The 15,155-nt window shown below is 65.6% G+C and carries 14 protein-coding genes; all 14 read right to left on the minus strand.

The window, feature by feature from the left end; translation table 11 throughout:
• Positions 1-143: 143 nt before the first annotated feature.
• Positions 144-1,304, minus strand: coding sequence for an ATP phosphoribosyltransferase regulatory subunit (locus QZ609_RS10470; protein ID WP_295494036.1), 1,161 nt, complete (start codon positions 1,302-1,304; stop codon positions 144-146).
• A gap of 161 nt (positions 1,305-1,465) precedes the next feature.
• On the minus strand, positions 1,466-1,666 hold the full coding sequence (locus QZ609_RS10475) for a DUF2065 domain-containing protein (RefSeq protein ID WP_295494038.1): 201 nt from the start codon (positions 1,664-1,666) through the stop codon (positions 1,466-1,468).
• A 76-nt stretch (positions 1,667-1,742) separates the two neighbouring features.
• Positions 1,743-2,657 carry a protease modulator HflC gene (gene hflC, locus QZ609_RS10480; protein WP_295494040.1) on the minus strand — a complete coding sequence of 305 codons (915 nt, stop codon included), beginning with the start codon at positions 2,655-2,657 and terminating at the stop codon, positions 1,743-1,745.
• An 11-nt stretch (positions 2,658-2,668) separates the two neighbouring features.
• Positions 2,669-4,057 carry an FtsH protease activity modulator HflK gene (gene hflK / locus QZ609_RS10485; RefSeq protein WP_295494042.1) on the minus strand — a complete coding sequence of 463 codons (1,389 nt, stop codon included), beginning with the start codon at positions 4,055-4,057 and terminating at the stop codon, positions 2,669-2,671.
• A 56-nt stretch (positions 4,058-4,113) separates the two neighbouring features.
• A complete protein-coding gene (gene hflX / locus QZ609_RS10490) occupies positions 4,114-5,367 on the minus strand; it encodes a GTPase HflX (RefSeq protein ID WP_295494043.1) in 1,254 nt (417 codons plus the stop codon).
• A gap of 80 nt (positions 5,368-5,447) precedes the next feature.
• Positions 5,448-5,687, minus strand: coding sequence for an RNA chaperone Hfq (gene hfq / locus QZ609_RS10495; RefSeq protein WP_013212820.1), 240 nt, complete (start codon positions 5,685-5,687; stop codon positions 5,448-5,450).
• 291 nt (positions 5,688-5,978) lie between these two features.
• Positions 5,979-7,322: a ribosome biogenesis GTPase Der gene (gene der / locus QZ609_RS10500; RefSeq protein ID WP_295494049.1), complete on the minus strand. Its 1,344-nt coding sequence runs from the start codon at positions 7,320-7,322 to the stop codon at positions 5,979-5,981.
• Positions 7,323-7,508: 186 nt separating this feature from the next.
• Positions 7,509-8,684, minus strand: coding sequence for an outer membrane protein assembly factor BamB (gene bamB, locus QZ609_RS10505; protein WP_295494051.1), 1,176 nt, complete (start codon positions 8,682-8,684; stop codon positions 7,509-7,511).
• Positions 8,685-8,743: 59 nt separating this feature from the next.
• Positions 8,744-9,379, minus strand: coding sequence for a tetratricopeptide repeat protein (locus QZ609_RS10510; protein ID WP_295494053.1), 636 nt, complete (start codon positions 9,377-9,379; stop codon positions 8,744-8,746).
• Between the two features lie 26 nt (positions 9,380-9,405).
• Positions 9,406-10,728: a histidine--tRNA ligase gene (gene hisS, locus QZ609_RS10515; RefSeq protein WP_295494055.1), complete on the minus strand. Its 1,323-nt coding sequence runs from the start codon at positions 10,726-10,728 to the stop codon at positions 9,406-9,408.
• Between the two features lie 61 nt (positions 10,729-10,789).
• A complete protein-coding gene (gene ispG / locus QZ609_RS10520) occupies positions 10,790-12,079 on the minus strand; it encodes a flavodoxin-dependent (E)-4-hydroxy-3-methylbut-2-enyl-diphosphate synthase (RefSeq protein WP_295494057.1) in 1,290 nt (429 codons plus the stop codon).
• A gap of 52 nt (positions 12,080-12,131) precedes the next feature.
• The gene (locus tag QZ609_RS10525; RefSeq protein ID WP_295494059.1) at positions 12,132-13,220 is read right to left on the minus strand and encodes a RodZ domain-containing protein; all 1,089 of its coding nucleotides are present in this window, start codon (positions 13,218-13,220) and stop codon (positions 12,132-12,134) included.
• A complete protein-coding gene (gene pilW / locus QZ609_RS10530; protein ID WP_295494061.1) occupies positions 13,213-14,004 on the minus strand; it encodes a type IV pilus biogenesis/stability protein PilW in 792 nt (263 codons plus the stop codon). Before pilW ends, QZ609_RS10525 begins: the two co-directional genes overlap by 8 nt.
• A complete protein-coding gene (rlmN, locus tag QZ609_RS10535) occupies positions 14,001-15,152 on the minus strand; it encodes a 23S rRNA (adenine(2503)-C(2))-methyltransferase RlmN (protein ID WP_295494063.1) in 1,152 nt (383 codons plus the stop codon). The genes pilW and rlmN overlap by 4 nt, the downstream gene beginning before the upstream one ends.
• Positions 15,153-15,155: the final 3 nt, after the last annotated feature.

The raw sequence follows: 15,155 nt of genomic DNA on the forward strand, positions 1-15,155 counted from the left end.
GCCGATGACGACGACATTGCGTCCTTGGCTCACTGCTGGTGCGGACATGTTGAATCTGCAGATGGGTTAAAAACGTATTCTACCCTTGTTGTCAGGGTCTTCCCCGAAATTACCGGGTATTTACACAACGTTATGCAACGGGCTCAGGCCGACGCCTTGCGCGGCCTGACGATCCAGCGGCCGCCCTCTTCCAGCAGCTGGCGGTCATAGGCGAACTCCTCCAGGTCTTCCGGATGGCCCGGCAGCGACTGGATGACGATCTCGCCTGCAGCGCGCAGCGCGGCGATGGCCTCGCGCAGCTTGGCGTCCCCCGACCATGGGGCGTGGATGGCAGCGGCGCGCGCTTCCACCGGCGAAATGCCGGCCACCTCGCGCAGGTCCATCGAGAAGCCGGTCGCCGGACGGGCCCGGCCGAACGCCTCGCCGATCTTGTCGTAACGCCCACCGCGCGCCACCGCGTTGGGAATGCCCGCCACATACGCCGCGAACATCACCCCGCTGTGGTAGTGGTAGCCGCGCAGGTCGGCCAGATCGATGTTGACGCTGGCGCCGGCAGCGTGCTCGGCCAGCGCGGCGAGGTCGTCCAGGGCAAGGCCGATGGCCGGCAGCGCAGGCAGTTCAGCGCGCGCGCGCGCCAGCACCTCGACACCGCCATACAGCGAAGGCAGCAGGTTGATGGCATCACGCTGGGCCGCCGGCAGATCGGCGGTGATGGCGCGCAGCGCCGGCACGTCCTTCGAAGCCAGCGCCGCGAACAGCTCTTCCTGCACGCGTGATGCGACCGGCGACTGCGCCAGCAGCGCAGCCAGCACGCCGACATGGCACAGGTCCAGGCGCACATCTGCCAAGCCGGCGGCCGACAGCGCGGCCAGCATCAGGTCCTGGATCTCCAGATCCGCTTCCAGGCCAGCATGACCGTAAATTTCCGCACCGATCTGCAGCGGTTCACGCGTGACGTGAAAACCGCTCGGACGCGTGTGCAGGACCGAACCCGCGTAGCACAGGCGCGTCACGCCGGCGCGGTTCAGCAGGTGCGCATCGATGCGGGCAACCTGCGGCGTGATGTCGGCGCGCAGGCCGATGGTGCGGCCGGAGAGCTGGTCGACCAGCTTGAAGGTCTTCAGGTCGAGGTCGTGGCCGGTGCCGGAGAGCAGCGATTCGATGTATTCCAGCATCGGCGGCATGACCAGCTCGTAGCCATAGGTGCGGAACAGGTCGAGCATGCGGCGGCGCAGCTCTTCAATCTTGCGCGCCTCGGAGGGCAGCACGTCGGCAATGGATTCGGGCAGCAGCCAGTTCGGCATGGCGGTCTCGTTCAAGACTGGGAATACGAAAATACGTTCAGAACCTGTTCACGATCCGTAGCGAGCGGCCCGAGGTTGGCACGAGAAACGCAGCCGTACACGGGTACGGCGAGCATCGCAGCGCCAAGATCGGGGCGCGCAGCAGGATCATGAACAGGTTGTTAGCGGTGCAGCAGGCGCAACAGTATCAGGCCGATCGCCATCGACACCAGGCCGATCACGCGCAGCTTTTCGTCAGGCAACTCGGTCAGGGCCTGGAAGGCACGGCGCCACGCCTGCGGCGCCACGAACGGCAAAATGCCCTCGAATACGAGCACCAGCGCGCACGCGGCCAGCAATACGGTGGATACGGTGTCTTCCATGGTTCGGGCTTCCGGACGAACAAAACCCCGGCATGCCGGGGTCTGTCCGCTGCAAATCGATCAGCGACGCATTGTACTAGCGATGGCGCCCCGTCTGGGCAGCCGGCGCTGCCGCCGCGCTACCGCCGTTCGGGCTGCGCATGTACTTGAAGAAATCGCTGTTCGGCTGCAGCACCATCACGTCCTTGCGGTCGCGGAACGACGCGCGATACGCCTCCATGCTGCGCCAGAACGCGGCAAACTGCGGGTCGCGGCCGAACGCATCGGCGTAGATGTCGGCAGCGCGGGCATCGCCCTCGCCCTTGATCTTCTGCGCATCGCGGTAGGCATCGGCCAGCACGACCTCGCGCTGGCGATCAGCGTCGGCGCGAATTTTCTCACCTTCGGCGGCGCCGGTCGAGCGCAATTCGTTGGCCACGCGCTTGCGCTCGGCCTCCATGCGGCGGTAGACCGACTCGGTCACGCTGGCCAGCAGGTCGACGCGCTTCAGACGCACGTCGATGATGTCCACGCCGACCGACTTGCCGTACTCCTGCACGCCCTTGAGGATGCTCTGCATGACGGCCTCGCGGTCGGTCGAAACCACGTCGGAGACCGTGCGACGCGCAAATTCATCCCGGGCGATGGAGTTGATCTTCTGCGTCATGCTGTCCTGCGCGAGGCGGGTGTCGCCCTTGAAGCTCACGTAGAACAGGCGCGGATCGGCAATCCGCCATTTGACGAACCAGTCGACCAGCAGGTTCTTCTTCTCGGCCGTGATGAAGCGGTCGGCGCCGGCCACGTCGATGGTCATCAGGCGCTTGTCCATGAACACCACGTTCTGCAGCGGCGGCGGCAGCTTGAAGTGCAGCCCCGGCTCCTTGATGACCTGCTTGATCTCACCAAAGGCGAACACCACGGCGTACTGCCGCTGGTCCACCACGAACACCACCGACGAGAATACCGCCAGGGCAATCACCAGCGCCACAAGGGCGGAAATCAGACGATTCATATGCCCTCCTCTTAGCGGGAATCGCGGTCGCGGTTGCGCAGCGCCTCGCGCGAGCGCGAGTCGGCGTCACTCATCGACGACGGGCTGGAGGAAGACGGCATGCCTTGCGCGGCACCGGCGCCGCTGTCCTGCGGCGACGCGGTACTGGACGCCGGCGCCGGGCGATTGGCATCGGCGGTCTGCGACTGGGCGATCAGCTTGTCCAGCGGCAGATACAGCAGGCTGCCGTTGCCGCTCTGGTCGACCAGCACCTTGTTCGCGTTGGAATAGATGTCCTGCATGGTTTCCAGGTAGATGCGGTCACGCGTGACCTGCGGCGCCTTGGCGTATTCGCGCTGCACCTGTGCGAAGCGGGCGGCATCGCCCTCGGCGCGCGCGGTCACGCGTGCCTTGTAGCCCTGTGCTTCCTCGCCCAGGCGCGCGGCCGTGCCCTTGGCACGCGGCACCACGTCGTTGGCGTAGGCCTGGCCTTCGGAGATCGCGCGCTCGCGATCCTGGCCGGCCTTGGTCACGTCATCGAAGGCGGCCTGCACCTGCTCGGGCGGCTGCACGCTCTGCACGTTGACGCTGAGAATGCGGATGCCGGTGTTGTACGCCGACAGGATGCGCTGGATCGATTCAGCCAGGTTGCGGCCAACCGCGTCGCGCCCTTCGTACAGCACCGCGTCCATCTTGTTGCGGCCGACGATCTCGCGCACCGAGGTTTCCGCCGCCTGCGTGACAAGCTCTTCGTCGCCACTACGATCGGTGCGGTTGTAGAAGAGATACTTGACCGGATCGTCGATGTTGTACTGGACCGAGAAGCGCACGTCGACGATGTTCTCGTCCTGCGTGAGCATCGACGAATCCTTCAGGTTCGTGTCCTTGATCGTGGTGGTGCGGCCGATTTCGAGCGTGCGCACCGCCGACAGGTTGACGATCTCCTGCGACTCGATCGGATACGGCATGCGCCAGTTGATACCGGGCGTCGCCAGATATTTGAAGCGGCCGAACTGCAGGATCACCCCGGTCTGGCCTTCCTGCACGATGAAGAAGCCACTGGCCAGCCACAGGACCACCAGCACCCCAAGCAGTACGCTGACGCCAAGGCCGGAGCCCGCGCGGCCGTTGCCGGGACGCAGTGGCGTCGGACCGCCATTGCCATTGCCGCCTTCCTTGCGACCGAACAGGTTGTTCAGGCGTCGGTTGAAGTCTCGCCACAGCTCGTCGAGATCGGGCGGACCTTCCTGGGGCGGCTTGCTCTGACGCTTCGGTTCATTCTTGTCGTCACGGTCAGCGCTATCGTCGCCACGCCCCCAGCGCGGATCATTCAAGGAAAGCAGCACGCGCAGGCGCTGCCACACACCCCGCGCCGGCGCGGGCGAGGACATGGAAGATGACTGGGTCGAAATCTCGGGCATGAGCGATCGGGCTTGTCCTGATTGTCAGACGGGGAAAGTTGTAACGGCAGATTCTATCAGTCCTGCCCGTCACGTTCGGTGTGCGGCACATCTGTGAACGATGTCTGCGACAGTTCGTCACGTTGTGCGGGCGCGTGATCCCGACGGGTATCGAAACGCGGATCAAAATCGCCGCCGCGTGGCGCGGGGTGCTCGCGCAGGCGCGTCGCGGTTTCAACCAATGCCTCACGCAGCAGATCCAACCCGGCGCCCTCCAGCGCGGAGACAAACACACGCCGCACCGCGCCGGTCTCATCACGTTCGATACGTGGGCCTTGCGCGCGCAACTCCTCCGCAGCGTCGATCTTGTTCATCACCAGGATCTGCGGGATGTCGCTGGCGTCGATTTCTTCGAGCACGCGGTCGACCTGCTCCATCTGCTCGTGCTTGACCGCGCTGGCCGCGTCCACCACGTGCAGCAGCACGTCGGCGTGGACGGTTTCTTCCAGCGTGGCGCGGAAGGCGGCCACCAGTTGCGTCGGCAGATCGCGGATGAAGCCAACGGTGTCGGACAGCACGACGTTGCCGAGGCCATCGAGATAGAGCCGGCGCGACGTGGTGTCCAGCGTGGCGAACAGCTGGTTGGCGGCGTAGGCCCGCGCCTTGGTCAGCGAATTGAACAGCGTGGACTTGCCGGCGTTGGTATAGCCGACCAACGAGACGGAGAAGGCGTCGTTGCGGGCGCGGGCGCGGCGCTGTGTGTCATGCTGGCGCTGCAACCGGTCCAGCTCGGATGAGAGCCGCTTGGCGCGCTCGCCAAGCATCCGGCGGTCCAGTTCGAGCTGGCGCTCGCCGGGGCCGCCGCGCATGCCGATACCGCCCTTCTGCCGCTCCAGGTGGCTCCACGCCCGCACCAGGCGCGAGGCCTGGTAGCGCACACGTGCCAGTTCCACCTGGACCTTACCGACGTGGCTCTGCGCACGCTGGCTGAAGATGTCGAGGATGAGGCCGGTCCGGTCCACCACGTGGCGACCGAAGAAGCGCTCCAGGTTACGCTGCTGCGCGGGGCTCAGGGCGTGGTTGAAGATGACGATCTCGGCGTCGTCCTCGTCCGCCGCGATCTTCACCTCCTCCGCCTTGCCCGCACCGATGAACAGCGCCGCATCTGGCCTGGAACGTTTGCCCGTGACGGCGCGTACCGGGTCCGAGCCAGCCGTGGAGGCCAGCAACGCCAGTTCGCTCAGACTTTCCTGGAAATCATGTTTACCGAAATCAACGGCGACCAGAATGGCACGCGTCGGCTCCGGATTGGAGGTGGGATGAGATGGCAAGCGGGGAAAGAAAAACGGGGAGAACGGAGGGAGGGATGCGACCCGCCGCGCGGATGGCGGCGGGCGCTTGATCGACGCAATCAGGCGTCGGTAGCCTCATCCACGCGGAAATTCACGGCACGGGCCGGCACCACCGTGGAGATCGCATGCTTGTAGACCATCTGCGTGACGGTATTACGCAGCAGCACGACGTATTGGTCGAAGGATTCGATATTGCCTTGCAGCTTGATACCGTTGACGAGGTAGATCGACACCGGCACATGCTCCTTGCGCAGCGCATTCAGAAACGGGTCTTGTAGCAATTGCCCTTTGTTGCTCATGGCACACTCCAGATTTATAGGTTTAGTGATGGGTTATGGGGCCCGAAAGCCCTGATTCAAGCAGGCGACGCAAAAAAAGTTCGTCAAAAGAGTCAGCCAGATGCGTCTGAACGACGCCCATGGCACCAGAGGCGCCATGTCTCGAGAATTTAGCCTTAGAAATCCGGGAAAGCAAACGGAAAACTACGCTGGCTCCGCCATATGAAACGGCTTGGCTCGGCCTTTTGGTGATCCCCCGTTCGGTCGCCCCGCGTCACCCGCTCCTGCGGTCGGGCGCCGCTTGCACGGCGCTCAATCGTTGGATTGGGCGTACGGATTTTTGTTCGTACGAAATTCGATCCGCAGCGGGGTGCCCTTGAGCTGGAAAGCATCGCGGAAGCGTCCCTCCAGGAAGCGGCGGTAGGTTTCCGGGATGTGCGACAGCGCATTACCGTGGATCACCACGATCGGCGGGTTGGAACCGCCCTGGTGCGCATAGCGCAGCTTCGGGCGGGAGACGCCGGCGCGGCGCGGCTGCTGGTATTCGACCGCTTCCTGCAGCACGCGGGTGAGCTTGGGCGTCGGCAGCTTGACCATGGCGGCGGCATAGGCATCGTCCACCGACTTCAGCAGCGCGCCGATACCGGTGCGCTGCTTGGCCGAGATGTAGTGCACGTTGGCGAACGACAGGAATTGCAGCTTGCGCTCCATGTCGTGCTTGATCCGGTCGCGGGAATGACCATCCAGGCCATCCCACTTGTTCACGCCGATCACCAGCGCGCGGCCCGATTCCACAATGAAGCCGGCGATGTGCGCATCCTGGTCGGAGATGTCCTGCTGCGCGTCCAGCAGCAGCACCACCACGTTGGCGTCCGCAATGGACTGCAGCGTCTTGACCACCGAAAACTTTTCGATCGCCTCGAACACCTTGCCGCGCTTGCGCAGGCCAGCCGTGTCGATGAGGGTGTACGGCTTGCCGTTGCGTTCGAAATCGACATAGATGGCGTCGCGCGTGGTGCCCGGCATGTCAAAGGCGATCACGCGCTCTTCGCCGATCAGCGCGTTCACCAGCGTCGACTTGCCCACGTTCGGGCGGCCGACGATGGCAATGCGGGTGCCGTGGTCATGCGCATCGGCTGCCTCGGCAAGCTCAGGTCGCTCGGCGAAGGCCAGGTCGAGCGCTTCGGCCACCAAGTCATTGACGCCGTCGCCGTGCGCGGCCGAAATGGCCGCCGGGTCGCCCAGGCCAAGCTCATAGAAATCGGTGGCGACGGACGTGTACTTCATGCCCTCGGCCTTGTTGACGGCCAGGAGGATGCGGCGACCGGTCTTGCGCAGGTAGTCAGCAATCACGCGATCCTGCGGCGCCAGACCCAAGCGGCCATCGACGATGAAGACCACCACGTCGGCCTCGACCACGGCCTGGCGCGTCTGCTTGGCCATCTCGGCGACGATGCCTTCCTTGGCGACAGGCTCAAAGCCGCCCGTGTCGATGGCGATGAACGGCCGATCGCCTACGCGCCCTTCGCCGTAATGGCGGTCGCGCGTCAGGCCGGGGATGTCCGCGACGAGCGCGTCACGCGAGCGCGTCAGGCGGTTGAACAGGGTCGATTTGCCGACATTCGGCCGCCCCACGAGGGCAATCACTGGTTTCATGCTTGCGTGCCGCGCGCATATGGCGTCACGGCAAAATACGGTTGATGCAACTGCGGTTGGCACCCACGCGGCCCACCGCACAGATGCAAGACGCCCGCGATGGTCGCGGGCGCGTGTTTGGGACGGCTGCGCCGCCCCGGATGTCTCACTTGCCGCCGCAGCCCTTTCAGCATACGGCGGCAGGTCTTACTTCGGCAGGTAGCCGTAAACGCCGCCGCCGCGCGTCTGCACGACCAGCGTCTGGCCCACCACCACCGGCGCGGCGCTGATGGCGCTGCCATCGGTCTTCACACGGGCGACGAACTTGCCGTCGTCGCGCGACAGGAAATGCAGCCAACCTTCGAAGTCGCCGATGATGACCGCACGGCCAAAGGCCAAGGGGGCACCGAGGTCACGCCACAGCAGCGCATCGTTCTTCCACAGGTCAGCGCCGTTCTGGGCGTTGAAGCCATAGACGACGGACTTGTCGTCAGCCGAGAAGAGCGCGCCGTCTTCCTGCGCCACACCGGTCGGCGACGAGAAATCGCGGCCCCAGCGCGGTGCGCCGTTCGACACGTCGAAGCACGCCACGCGGCCCTGGAAGCTCACGGCACACACTTGCGAACCGTCGATCGACGGCGAGCCGGTGACATCGTTCAGGCGCTCGATTTCCGACACGCCACGCGGATACGACACGGTGGCTTCCCAGCGCAGCGCGCCGTTGTTGATCGCCACGGCACCCAGCTTGCCACCCGCAAAGCCGAGGATGACGTTATCGCCGGCAAAGACCATCGGCAGGCTGCTGCGCAGGTTCAGTGCGGACGGCGAGCGTTGGTAGATCCACTTGCGATCGCCGTTGGCGGCATCCAGGCCGAGCAGGCGGCCATCGGTGGTGCGCACCACCACCAGACCCTGGCCGACCAGCGGTGCAGTCAGGACTTCACCGTTGACGGAGGCCTTCCACTTCTGCGCGCCCTTGTCGTCGAAGGCGATGACGGAGCCCTTCTCGCCGGCCACCGCAGTCAGCGTGCCGTCGCTGCCCGGGCCGGAAGTCAGGTCGACGTCGGCCTTGCCCTGCCACACGGTGCGGCCGGTCGCGCCTTCGAGCGCGGTGACGGTGCCGCCGGCGGCCGACACATACACATTGTTGCCAGAGACGGCCGGCTGCATCACGTAGCGGCCGCTCTTGCCGACGCTCACGTTCCATGCCTGGCGCACGGCCAGCACTTGCTGGACGTCCTGCAGTTTGGCCGGCTCGTGCTTGTTCTTGCTGCCGAACAGCGAGCAACCGCCCAGGCCACTCAGAGCGGCCGTCGCTGCCAGCGCCAACACCGCCACGCGCGCCGCGCGTGCCACACCACCCTGCTCAAGTGCGTGCATCATGAAATCGAGATCCTTGTTGTTATGCGTTGAAGTGCGCGAGCCATGCACCGATCAGCCAATCAGGCGCCGCCCAGCGCATCCAGCTTGAACTGCACGATCTGGCGGGCCGACGCGTCGGTCGGGCCAAGCTTCTCCAGCGCGAGCTTGTAGGCGGCGCGGGCATCTTCCGTCTTGCTCTGTGCGGCAAGCAGGTCACCGCGGCGATCGGCGTACAGCGCGGCGAAGGCCGGCGGCACATCGCCCGACACCAGCGCGAGGCCCTGGTCGTAGGCCTTCTCATCCATCAACAGGCCGGCCAGGCGCAGCTTGGCGAGCGCCTTGTATTCGTCGTCGCGGGCGTGGTCGATGGTCCATTGCAGCTGCGCCTTGGCAGCGGCAGCGTCGTTGGCTTCATACAGCGCCTTGGCGGCGGCCAACGCGCTCATCTGCGCATAGGCGGTGCCGCCGAACTTGTCTTCCATGTCGGTGGCGGCGCGCTTGATCTTCTCGGCGTCCTTGCCGTCGACGGCCTTCTGCACCTGCTCATACAGCACCGACGCCTCGCCCGCCTGCTTGCGCTGCCAGTTCTTCCAGCCAAACCACCCGGCCACGGCCAGCAGCACCACGATGGCGATCCACGTCACCACGTTGCCGTTGTCGCGCCACCAGTGCTTGAGGCTCTCCAGTTGTTCCTGTTCTTCGAGATCGTAGGCCATGCTTTGCAGAGCTTGAGTATTTGGAGTTAATCGTTGTTCGCCACCATGGCGTCGATCAGGCGGTCGACCAGTTGGTCGGACGGCACGGTCTGCTGGGCGTCCGCGCTCGGATCGCCGCGCAGCGGCTTGATCTGCGCCACGCCGGAGGCGACTTCGTCGTCGCCAATGATAACCGCATAGGCTGCGCCACTAGCGTCGGCGCGCTTGAACTGCGACTTGAAACTGCCGTTGCGGCCTTCGGGCGAGGCATGAAGGATGACGTCGAGGCCCGCGTCACGCAGGCGCTCGGCCGCCACCAGTGCCTGCACCTGCGCGTCGTCGCCCTGGTGGACGATATAGACGTCGCAGCCCTGCGCTTCCGGCTCCAGCTTCTCTTCGCGCAGCAGTTCGATGATGCGCTCCACGCCCATCGCCCAGCCACACGCGGGCGCCGCCTTGCCGCCGATCTGCTCGATCAGCGGGTCGTAGCGGCCGCCGCCGGCCACCGTGCCCTGCGCGCCGAGTTTATCGGTCGTCCACTCGAACACGGTCAGGTTGTAGTAATCCAGGCCACGCACCAGACGCGGGTTGATCGTGAACGGGATGTTGTTGGCCTTGAGCAGCTTCTGCACGCCGTCGAAGTGCGCGCGCGACGCCTCGCCCAGGTAGTCGATCAGCTTGGGCGCGCCGCCGGCCATCTCCTGCAGCGCGGGGTTCTTGGTGTCGAGCACGCGCAGCGGGTTAGTGTACAGGCGACGCTTGCTGTCCTCATCCAGGATGTCCTGGAAGCCTTCCAGATACTTGATCAGGTCGGCACGATGTGCAGCCCGCTCTTCCGCCTGGCCGAGCGAGTTCAGCTCGAGCTTCAGGCCGACCAGGCCGAGGTCGTCCCACAGGCGCTGGCACATCAGAATCACTTCCGCGTCGATGTCGGGACCAGCAAAGCCCAGCGCTTCCACGCCCACCTGGTGGAACTGGCGATAGCGGCCGCGCTGCGGGCGCTCGTGGCGGAACATCGGGCCGGTGTACCACAGGCGCTTCGGGCCGTCGTACAGCAGGTTGTGCTCGATCACGGCGCGCACGGCGGCGGCGGTGCCTTCCGGACGCATCGTCAGTTGCTCACCGTTCAGGGCATCGGTAAAGGAGTACATCTCCTTCTCGACGATGTCCGTCACCTCGCCGATGCCGCGCACGAACAGCTGCGTCTGCTCGATGATCGGCGTGCGGATTTGCTGGTAGCCGTAGGCGCGCAGCATGCTGCGCACGGCGTTGTCGAAGTGCTCCCACAGCGGGGCGTCGCTGGGCAGCAGGTCGTTCATGCCCTTGACGCCGGCAATCTTCTGCACGCGTTGTTGTTTGGTATCGCTCATGATGTCACGTTAAAAGCCGGCCTCTGCTGCTGGCCGGCTTGTCGCTTCGCAGTGCGAAGCCTTATGCGGCCGTCTCGGTCTGTGCCGCGCCGTAATGCGTGCGCACGTATTCGTCGACGATCGTCTGGAATTCTTCCGTGATGCGCTCGCCGCGCAGCGTCTTCACCTTCACGCCGTCGACGAACACCGGCGCCGCCGGCGATTCGCCCGTGCCCGGCAGCGAGATGCCGATGTTGGCATGCTTGCTCTCGCCCGGCCCGTTGACGATGCAGCCCATCACCGCCACGTTCATCTCTTCGACGCCGGGGTACTGCACCTTCCACGTCGGCATCTGCTCGCGCAGGTACGACTGGATGCGCGACGCCAGCTCCTGGAACACCGTGCTGGTGGTGCGTCCGCAGCCTGGGCACGCGATCACCATCGGCGTGAAATTGCGCAGGCCCATGGTCTGCAGGATCTCCTGCGCGACGATGACTTCCTTCTCGCGCGGCGCACCTGGCTCGGGCGTGAGCGAGATGCGGATCGTGTCGCCGATGCCTTCCTGCAGCAGCACCGACAATGCCGCCGTCGATGCAACGATGCCCTTGCTGCCCATGCCGGCCTCGGTCAGGCCCAGGTGCAGCGCGTAGGTGCAGCGTCGCGCCAGCTCGCGATACACAGCGATCAGATCCTGCACCGCCGAGACCTTGCACGACAGGATGATCTGGTTGCCGGCCAGGCCCAGCTCTTCGGCCTTCTGCGCGGACTGGATGGCCGAGGTAATGAGCGCCTCGACCATCACCATGCGGGCGTCCCACGGCGTCGCGCGCTGCGCGTTCTCGTCCATGATGCGGGCGAGCAGGTCTTGATCCAGGCTGCCCCAGTTCACGCCGATGCGCACCGGCTTGTCGTAGCGGCAGGCGATCTCGATCATCTGCGCGAACTGCGTGTCGCGCTTGGCGCCCTGCCCCACGTTGCCCGGGTTGATGCGGTACTTGGACAGCGCCTGCGCGCATTCGGGATGGTCCTGCAACAGCTTGTGGCCGTTGTAATGGAAGTCGCCCACCAGCGGCACGTCCACGCCCATGCGGTCGAGCTGCTCGCGGATGGCCGGCACAGCGGCAGCCGCCGCCGGCGTATCGACGGTGATGCGCACCAGCTCGGAACCCGTGCGGGCCAGCTCCTTCACCTGGATCGCTGTACCGATGGCATCCGACGTGTCAGTGTTGGTCATCGACTGCACGCAGACCGGCGCATGGCCGCCCACGTGGACGACGCGCTCGCCCCAGCGAATCTCGGCCGCGCGCGAATTCCGGCGCGGCAACGGGCCAGGCAAGGCGGGAGCGCAATCGAGAGGCGTGGAGGTTTGCATGATCAGGCGAGGCGCCGCACGCTCAGCGCGCGGTGCCGTTCTACAAATGGGTTCAGGGCAACGTGGCCCGTGCCACGCGGTTGCGGGCGTACTTCCGGATGTCAACCGGCGCACCACCCACAGTCAGCGACTCGACCGCCTCGGCATTGCCGAACGTGACCTTGAACGGCGGCGTGCCCGACAGGTCCTGCGCGTCGCCTTCCTTGGCCAGGCCGCTGGCGAGTGTCTTGCCAGCCTTGTCCTTGATTTCATACCACGATGCGCCCGAGAAGCGCACCGAGAGCGATCCGCCGCCAGCATCGGCAGCAGGCTTGACCGCGTCAGCAGGCAGCGCGGCGGGTGCGTCGACTTTGACGACCGCGGGTTTGGCAGCGTCAGCCACGGCCGGCGCTGCGACGGCGCCGGTGTCCGAGCGCGGCAGCACGGGCGGCGGCGCCAGCGGTGCCGTCACCGTGTCGGAAGCCGGCGCTGCGGGCGCGGCCGGCGTCAGCGGCGTCGGCATCGACGCAGCGGGCGCTTCCGTCGTTGCCGTTGCCGCGGCGGCCGAAGCCGATGCGGCTTCAGCGGGTGCGGGCTCCGTCGCCGTGACGGCTTGCGCAGCAGGTTCGGCAGCCGGTTGCGCGGCTTCCGGCGAATGCGCGGCCAGCCAATGCTTGAGCTTGTCCATACCCGCCAAGGCACCACCGGCCACGACCACCGCCACCAGCACACCGATCAGCCAGCGACTGCTGTTGCGCCGCGTGGCAAAGCTGGGCTTGTCGGAGAACGATTCCCCCAGCCCGCCTTCCGGCCGCAAGCCAATGTTGGCGACCGGCGCACGCGCATTGAGGCGCGCAAGCTGGTCATCGACATTGACCTGCAACACGCGCGCATATGCACGGATCAGGCCTTTGGCGAACGTCATATCGGGCAGCGCTGCCACGTCGGCGGACTCCACCGCCAACAGCTTGGCCGGTGCAACCTTCAGACGCGTCGCCAGGTCCTCGACCGTCTGGCGCTGAGCCTCCCGGCCGGCACGCAAGCGCTCGGCGATCTGCCGCAGCGCATCGTCGCGGTCGGACGCGGAGACGCCCGACCGGTCCGAAGTGGACGCAGCACCGTGGGCGATTTCGCCGGCACCCGCCACATCGCGGTCAGTCATCCCATGCTCCTCGTTCGAAAGCCGCCTCTTCGGGCGCATTGGGGAAACGGCGCTGCAATTGCGCGCTCCATGCGTTCTGCTGCGAGGCATCGCCCACGCGGCGCGCAATGCGGGCACCCAGCCACAGGCTCTCGGCTGTCGGCGTGTTACGGCCATTGACGCGCTCGATGAACGGCAACGCGCGCGCATATTCGCGACGTTTGTAGTACAGCTGCGCCAGGCTGAGGTTGGTCAGCGCGCTGTTGGCGTCGATATAGGTGGCGCGCGTCAGGCTCTTCTCGGCGCCATCCAAGTCACCCTGGCGCATCTGGCAGACGCCCAGGTTGGTCCACGGCTTGGCCGGGCTGCCGGCGGCCGGCGCATCGATGGCCTTGCGCAGCATCGCCATGCCCTCGCCAGGTTTGCCACCCTGGCCGCACAGGAACCAGCCGTAGTTGTTCAGCAAATCTCCGTCTTGCGGCGCGGCGGCCAGTGCACGGCGAAAACTGTCGTCGGCAAGTTCGTGCTGGCCGAGGCTCATATAAGCCAATGCGCGGATGTGATACGCGCCAGGCACGTTCGGGTCGATCGCGATGGCTTTCTTGATCTCGTCAAGCGCCGTGGCGGCCTGCCCGGCTTCCAGGTATTGCGTCGCCAACTGCAGCCGGATCGAAGCACGTCGACTGAGGTCGGTTTGATCGGAGAGCGTCTTGACGTCTTGTGTCTGGGCCGGCGGCGGCGGTAACGCGCACCCGGCGGCGGCCAGCGTGAGGACCAGACTGACAGCAATCGACCAACGCTTCATGCGGTACCCGTACGGTGAGTGGAATCGGCCCCGACCACCGGGACCGGAACGATCTTGCCGAACTTGCCGCGTTCGGCCAGGCGGGTGCGATCCTTGACCTCGCCGGCAAGCTGGCCACAGGCTGCATCGATATCGTCGCCACGCGTCTTGCGGATGGTGGTGACGATGCCGGCGTCCAGCAGCACTTGCGAGAAACGGCGGATCTGCTCGTTGTTCGAGCGCTTCAGCCCGGACTCCGGGAACGGGTTGAACGGGATCAGGTTGAACTTGCACGGCACGTCGGCGACGAGGCGCAGCAGTTCGCGGGCATGCTCGACGGAGTCATTGACGCCATCCAGCATGCAGTATTCGAAGGTGATGAAATCGCGCGGCGCGAACTCGAGATAGCGGCGGCAGGCCGCCATCAGTTCGACCAGCGGGTACTTCTTGTTGAGCGGCACGAGCACGTCACGCAGCGCATCGTTGGACGCATGCAGCGACACCGCCAGCGCCACCGGCACATCCTGCGAGAGGCGATCCATCATCGGCACCACGCCGGAGGTGGACACCGTCACACGCCGGCGCGACAGGCCGTAGGCATTGTCGTCCAGCATCAGGCGCAAGGCCGGCACCAACGCGTCATAGTTCAGCAGCGGCTCGCCCATGCCCATCATCACGACGTTGGTGATGACGCGGTCGTCCTTGGGGCCACGGCCCAACTGCTTGCGCATGGCGAATTCGGCCATCCAGAGCTGGCCGATGATCTCGCCCGTGGAAAGATTGCGCGAGAACCCTTGTTTGCCGGTCGAGCAGAACCGGCAGTTGACGGCACATCCCGCCTGGGACGACACGCACAACGTGCCGCGCGTCTCTTCGGGGATGTAGACCGTCTCGACGGCATCGCCGGCCCCTACGTCGACCAGCCACTTGCGCGTGCCGTCCGACGAGAGGTGATCGGAAATGATCGCCGGTGCCTGGATGGTGGCGCGGGTTGCGAGCTTTTCGCGCAGCGACTTGGCGAGATCGGTCATCTCGCCAAACTCGGCCGCGCCCGACTGGTGAATCCAGCGCTGCAACTGCTTGGCGCGGAACGACTTCTCACCCAGGCTCTCGCAATACGCGACGAGACCCTGTGCGTCGAAATCGAGGAGATTCACCACATCGCTCATGTC

Source organism: uncultured Ralstonia sp., from assembly GCA_913056305.1.
Taxonomy (GTDB): domain Bacteria; phylum Pseudomonadota; class Gammaproteobacteria; order Burkholderiales; family Burkholderiaceae; genus Ralstonia.

Coding starts and splice junctions, on each gene's coding strand:
- hisS (WP_295494055.1), bottom strand. CDS start 10,728: ATGAGCGATACCAAACAACAACGCGTGCAGAAGATTGCCGGCGTCAAG.
- QZ609_RS10470 (WP_295494036.1), bottom strand. CDS start 1,304: ATGCCGAACTGGCTGCTGCCCGAATCCATTGCCGACGTGCTGCCCTCC.
- ispG (WP_295494057.1), bottom strand. CDS start 12,079: ATGCAAACCTCCACGCCTCTCGATTGCGCTCCCGCCTTGCCTGGCCCG.
- QZ609_RS10475 (WP_295494038.1), bottom strand. CDS start 1,666: ATGGAAGACACCGTATCCACCGTATTGCTGGCCGCGTGCGCGCTGGTG.
- QZ609_RS10525 (WP_295494059.1), bottom strand. CDS start 13,220: ATGACTGACCGCGATGTGGCGGGTGCCGGCGAAATCGCCCACGGTGCT.
- hflK (WP_295494042.1), bottom strand. CDS start 4,057: ATGCCCGAGATTTCGACCCAGTCATCTTCCATGTCCTCGCCCGCGCCG.
- rlmN (WP_295494063.1), bottom strand. CDS start 15,152: ATGAGCGATGTGGTGAATCTCCTCGATTTCGACGCACAGGGTCTCGTC.
- bamB (WP_295494051.1), bottom strand. CDS start 8,684: ATGATGCACGCACTTGAGCAGGGTGGTGTGGCACGCGCGGCGCGCGTG.
- hfq (WP_013212820.1), bottom strand. CDS start 5,687: ATGAGCAACAAAGGGCAATTGCTACAAGACCCGTTTCTGAATGCGCTG.
- pilW (WP_295494061.1), bottom strand. CDS start 14,004: ATGAAGCGTTGGTCGATTGCTGTCAGTCTGGTCCTCACGCTGGCCGCC.
- der (WP_295494049.1), bottom strand. CDS start 7,322: ATGAAACCAGTGATTGCCCTCGTGGGGCGGCCGAATGTCGGCAAATCG.
- hflC (WP_295494040.1), bottom strand. CDS start 2,657: ATGAATCGTCTGATTTCCGCCCTTGTGGCGCTGGTGATTGCCCTGGCG.
- QZ609_RS10510 (WP_295494053.1), bottom strand. CDS start 9,379: ATGGCCTACGATCTCGAAGAACAGGAACAACTGGAGAGCCTCAAGCAC.